This is a genomic window from Micromonospora sp. KC207 (assembly GCF_004348615.1).
Lineage (GTDB): Bacteria > Actinomycetota > Actinomycetes > Mycobacteriales > Micromonosporaceae > Micromonospora.
The window spans coordinates 1-5,607 of sequence record NZ_SMKJ01000364.1; the positions used below are offsets into that span (position 1 = coordinate 1).

2 protein-coding genes and 1 pseudogene are annotated in these 5,607 nt (G+C 76.3%); 1 reads left to right on the forward strand and 2 read right to left on the reverse strand.

Annotation, left to right across the window (positions count from 1 at the left end):
* Positions 1 to 294 (reverse strand): annotated as a pseudogene (locus tag E1258_RS29185) (MFS transporter); the annotation flags it as partial.
* A 236-nt stretch (positions 295 to 530) separates the two neighbouring features.
* A complete protein-coding gene (locus E1258_RS29190; RefSeq protein WP_132406777.1) occupies positions 531 to 791 on the reverse strand; it encodes a hypothetical protein in 261 nt (86 codons plus the stop codon).
* A gap of 252 nt (positions 792 to 1,043) precedes the next feature.
* On the opposite strand from E1258_RS29190, the gene E1258_RS29195 reads away from it, so the two are divergent.
* Complete coding sequence (locus tag E1258_RS29195) at positions 1,044 to 5,522, forward strand: cation-translocating P-type ATPase (RefSeq protein WP_132406779.1); 4,479 nt, start codon at positions 1,044 to 1,046, stop codon at positions 5,520 to 5,522.
* Positions 5,523 to 5,607: the final 85 nt, after the last annotated feature.

Here is a 5,607-nt window from a genome sequence, read left to right on the forward strand (position 1 = left end):
GCCCACCCCGGTCCATACGGGTGCCCGGGGGCCGCGAGCGTCGCACCACACCCCGGAGACCACCATCCCCACCACGCCGAAGGCGAAGGTGCCGCCGAACGCGAGCCCGTACAGCGGTAGCCCGTCGAGGCTGCGGGCGACGGTCGGCATGGCGGTGCCTACGGCCAACGCCTCGAAGGCCAGCAGCGACACCAGGGCCACCACGCCCACCGTCATGGCGCGCAGCCTGGGAGCGAACAGGTGCCCCGGAACGGCCGGGGGCGCGACGGCGGTCACCGCCGGCCGACCGGACAAAACACCCACGCCGGGGGCGGAGCCGGGCGGTCCCGGCGACGCCCACCAGTCGGTCGCTCCCGGCTCGCCTCGGCCCTCAGCAGTTCGATCAGCATGCGGCCAGCCTGCGACCTCAGCCCGAATTCAGGTCAAGCCGGTCGTGACCGGGCTCTCGCGCCGCGTGTTCGCCGGGCCCGGCGAACAGCCGACGGCACCCCGCCGTGAGCCGGCGGGCGCACCGGCCGTGGACCGGCCGATCAGGCCGACTCCAGCGCCTCCCCGATTCCCTTCGCCAGCCCGGACAGGTGCTGGTCGGCGAGCAGGTGACCGGCGGTGATGACCAGTGCGAGCGGCCATTCGATGACCTGGAGCGCGGCGAGCACCCCGAGGCCCGCGTAGTAGGCGACCTTGTCCGGCGGCGGCACGGCTACCTCCCCCAGCATCGGCACCTCCATCCGGCGGCTGTACGTCCGTACCGTCTCGTGCATCCCGCTGAGGTGTCGCGTGAACGTGCTCATTCCCGGCCTCCCCGTTGTCGCGCTGGCGATGACCCGAGCCGCGTTCCACCAGCAGGCCCGTCCATGCCCGCAGCGGCGGGGGAACCTGGCCTGCGCCGGAGGAAGAACTTCCCGGACGAAGGGGGCATGACGTCCGGGCGGGCGGGAAGTCAGCACGCCGGAACCGAGCGCGGGAGGCGAGATGGCGTATGGCGGGAGCAGCGGCGGCGGCACCGGGCAAGCCGGCCGGCGGCGCTCCGGCCGTACCGCCTGATGACCTCGCTGGGCCGGTTGGCCGGCCGCCTCCTGCCGTCGGTGACGATACCCCTGGTCGGTGACGCGTCCCGGACGGTGCCGCACCTGGTGGGGGACGCCTCCCGGACCGTCGGCAGCGCCGCGACCCGGCTGGCCCGGGCGGCCGGCCTGACCAGTCGGCGGGTCTGGTCCCGGCCGGGCCGCCACCACATCGAGGTGCACGGCGTCTGCCAGGACGGTGGGGACCGGCTCGCCCGCCAGGTGGAGAAGGCGCTGGAACGGCTGCCCGGGGTGGCCTGGGCCCGGGTGAACGCGCCGTCCGGACGGGTGGTCGTGGCCGTCGCGGAGCCGGAGCCGAGGCTGCGCGACCTCATCGCCACGATCGCCCGCTGCGAACGCACCTGCGACCACGAGCCCGACCCGGAGATCCCGCCTCCGCACCCGCCAGAGGAGGGGCCACGCACTCCCCGTACCCTCGGCGCGCTGGCCTCGGACGCGCTCGGCCTGACCATCTCGGCGGCCACCAGGGTCCTGCCGTTCACCCCGGTTCCGGGTGAGGTGGCCGGCCTGCTCGCCGCCGTCGACCTGCACCCGAGGCTGCACGCCCTCGCCGACCGGGGACTGCGCGCCGACCCGCGCGCCGACGTCCTCTTCCCGCTCGCCGAGGCGGTCGTGCAGGGCCTCACCGGCGGCTGGGCCGGGATCGTGCTGGACGGCGCGCAGCGCGTCGTGCAGTGGGGCGAGGCCCGAGCCCAGCTCACCGCCTGGGCGAAGGCGGAGCCCCGGCTCACCGGCGACCCGGACCGGGCCGTCGCCCGGGTGCCGGCGGCCAAACGCCCGAACCCGAAGCCGGACGGCCCCGCCGAACGTTTCGTCACCCGAATGCTGGCGGCGGGCGCGGCGGCCGGGGCGGTGGCGGTGCCGGTGGTCGGGGGTAAGCGGGCCGCCGCGCTCGGGCTCTCCAGCCTGCCCAAGGCACCGGGCAGCGGTCGCGAGGGGTACGCCGCCCAACTCGGCCGGATGCTCGCCCGGCGCGGAGTGATCGCCATGGACCGCAGCGTGCTGCGGGAACTGGACCGGATCGACACCGTGGTGCTGGACGCCGCCGTACTCGGGTCGCAGCGGGCGGTGCTCGCCGACCTCGCCCCGCTGTCCGGGGCGGACACCGGGCAGGTGGCCGCCCGCGCCTTCGCGCTCTTCGACCCGACCGCGCCGGATCGGGTGCGGCACGCCGACGGATGGCGGCTCGGCCCGCTGGACGCCGTCGACGCGACCGACCCGGGCGACATCGACGGCAGCCGGCGGCTGCGCGAGAGCGGCGGCAGGCTGCTCGGCCTCGCCGAGGCGGACCGCCTCGTAGCCCTGCTCCGGGTGGAGCCGGAACCCGCCCCCGGTGTGGACGCCCTGCCCACCGCCGCTCGGCAGGCCGGCCTGCGGCTGGTGGTCGCCGGCGACGACGACGGCCGGTACGCCTTTGCCGACGCCGTCCTGCCCGGCGGCCCACAGACCGTCGACACCGTACGCCGGCTGCAACGCGACGGCGCGGTGGTGCTGCTGCTCTCCGCCGACCGGGCGGCGCTGGGGGCCTCCGACTGCGGGCTCGGGGTGGCCGGCCCCGACGACCTGCCGCCGTGGGGCGCGCACCTGCTGGTCGGCACCAACCTGGGGACCGCCGCCCTGATCATCGAGGCCGCCGGGGTGGCCCGCCGGATGACCGCGCAGAACATCCGGCTGTCGATGGCCGGCACCGGGCTGGGGGCGCTCGGCGCGTTCACGGCCGACCCCCGGCAGCTACCGGGCCGGACGCTGGCCGCCGTGAACGGGGCCGCCGCCCTGGCCTTCCTGCACGGAGTGTGGCGGGCGGGCCGGCTGCCGGACCGGGAGGAGACGCCGCCGCCCGTACCGACCGCCTGGCACCTGATGCCGGCCGACGCGGTGCTCCGCCAGCTCGGCACCGGCGCGGACGGCCTGGACAGCGCCGAGGCGCACCGCCGCCTGGGCAGCCGCGCCGGGGGTGCGCCGGGACCGCCCAACCTGCTCCGCGCGTTCGTCGACGAACTGGCCAACCCGCTCACCCCCGTGCTCGCCGCCGGGGCGGTGCTCTCCGCGAGCTTCGGCTCGCTGGTCGACGCGGCCCTCGTCGGCGGGGTCGTCGGCGGGTCCGCGCTGGTCGGGGCGGTCCACCAGCGCAACACCGAGCGGTCACTGGCCGGGTTGCTGTCCCGTTCGGCGGTCACCGCCCTGGCCCGCCGCGACGGCGCGGAGCAAATTGTCGCCGCCGAGGAACTGGTCCCGGGAGACGTGATCGTGCTCGGTCCCGGCGACGCCGTACCGGCGGACTGCCGGGTCCTCACGACCGACGGGCTGGAGGCGGACGAGTCGTCGCTGACCGGCGAGTCGCTGCCGGTGGCCAAGTCCGCCGATCCGGTGGTGGCCGCCGCCATCGCCGACCGGCACTCCATGCTGTACGAGGGCACCACGATCGCCACCGGTCACGGTACCGCCGTCGTGGTCGCCACCGGCGCGGACACCGAGGCCGGACGCAGCCTGGCGCTGGCCCGGCAGTCGCCCCCGATCAGCGGGGTGGAGGCGCGGCTCGGCAAGCTGACCGGGGCGGCCGTCCCACTGGCCGCCGGATCGGCGGTGGCGGTGGCCGGGGCGGGACTGCTGCACCACGTACCCCTGGCGAAGACGGCGGCGACCGCCGCGAACCTGGCGGTGGCGTCGGTGCCGGAGGGCCTACCGTTCCTGGTCAGTGCCGCCCAGCTCGCCGCCGCCCGGCGGCTGGCCGAACACGGCGCGCTGGTTCGCAACCCGCGCACCATCGAGGCGCTGGGCCGCGTCGACGTGTTGTGCTTCGACAAGACCGGCACCCTCACCGAGGGCAAGCTGCTGCTCGCCGGCGTCGGCGACGGCAGCGGCACCCGGTACGCCCCACCGGACCGGCTGGACGAGCCGCTGCGGCTGACCCTGGCCGCCGCGCTGCGCGCCACCCCAGCGGGCGACCCGGAGGAGCTACCCCAGCAGACCGACCGGGCGGTACGCCGGGGCGCCACGGCGGCCGGCGTCGACGAGCGGGCCGGCGCTGACGGCTGGCGGGCGACGGGCGGCCTGCCGTTCGAGCCGTCCCGGGGCTACCACGCCACCGTCGGCCGGACCGGCGACAGGCGGCTGCTCAGCGTCAAGGGTGCCCCGGAGACGGTGCTGCCGCGCTGCGCCGCCCGCCGCACCGCCGACGGCCACGACCAGCCGCTGGACGACGCCGGCCGGGACGAGCTGCACCGGATGCTCGCCGAGCGGGCCCGTGCCGGGCATCGCGTCCTGGCCGTCGCCGAACGCTCCGTAACCGGCGACACAGTGACCGACGACGAGGTGGCGGAGCTCGTCTTCGTCGGCCTGCTGGCCCTCGCCGACGGGGTACGCGGGTCCGCCGCGCCCGCCGTCCGCCGGATCCGGCAGGCCGGCGTGCACACCATCATGATCACCGGAGACCACCCGGCGACAGCCGAGGCGATCGCCGCCACCATCAGCCCCGACCACGGCGCGCAGCGCGTGGCCACCGCCACCGACCTGGACCGGCTCGACGACGACGCGCTCGCCGAACGGCTGGCCCACACCGACGTGGTGGCCCGCTGCACCCCCACCCACAAGGTACGGATCATCCAGGCGCTACAGCGGAACGGGCGGACCGTGGCGATGACCGGCGACGGCGCCAACGACGCCCCGGCGATCCGGCTCGCCGACGTCGGCATCGCCCTCGGCCAGCGGGGCTCCCCCGCCGCCCGCGCCGCCGCCGACCTGGTGGTGACCGACGACCGGCTGGAAACCATCATCGCCACCCTGGTCGAGGGGCGGGCCATGTGGTCGTCCGTCCGGCACGCGCTGAGCATCCTGGTCGGCGGCAACCTCGGCGAAATCGCGTTCAGCGTGCTGAGCGCAGCCAGCACCGGCCGGTCCGCGCTCAACGGACGGCAACTGCTCCTGGTCAACCTGCTCACCGACCTGGCACCGGCGCTGGCCATCGCCGTCCGGCCGCCCGGCGACGGCCACGCCGATTACCTGCTCAGGGAGGGCCCGGACAGCTCGCTCGGCGAAACTCTGACCCGGGAGATAGCGCTGCGGGCGGTGTCCACCACGCTGGGCGCGACGGTGGGCTGGACGCTCGCCCGGTACACCGGACGACGACGCCGCGCCGGGACGGTCGCGCTCGCCTCGCTCGTCGGCACCCAGCTCGGGCAGACCGTGCTGGCCGGTGGCACCAGCCCGACGGTGCTCGTGTCGACGGCCGCCTCGGTCGGGGTGCTGGTGCTCGTGGTGCAGACGCCGGGGGTCAGCCAGTTCTTCGGCTGCACCCCGCTCGGGCCGGTCGGCTGGAGCATCGCCGCCGGCTCGGCGCTCGGCGCGACCCTAGCCAACGGCACCCTCACCCGCCTGCTCCGTAAGGAAGGGCCCCTTGTTGACGCCTCCGGTAGAGAAGGGTCCCCCTCTCACACCTGAACCGGGCGGAGCGGCCCAGCGAGTGCGCGGGGCGCGGGCGCACAAGGGCGCAGGCGGCGGGGGTAGGCGCAAAGCCCCGGGGTGG

Coding starts and splice junctions, on each gene's coding strand:
- E1258_RS29195 (WP_132406779.1), top strand. CDS start 1,044: ATGACCTCGCTGGGCCGGTTGGCCGGCCGCCTCCTGCCGTCGGTGACG.
- E1258_RS29190 (WP_132406777.1), bottom strand. CDS start 791: ATGAGCACGTTCACGCGACACCTCAGCGGGATGCACGAGACGGTACGG.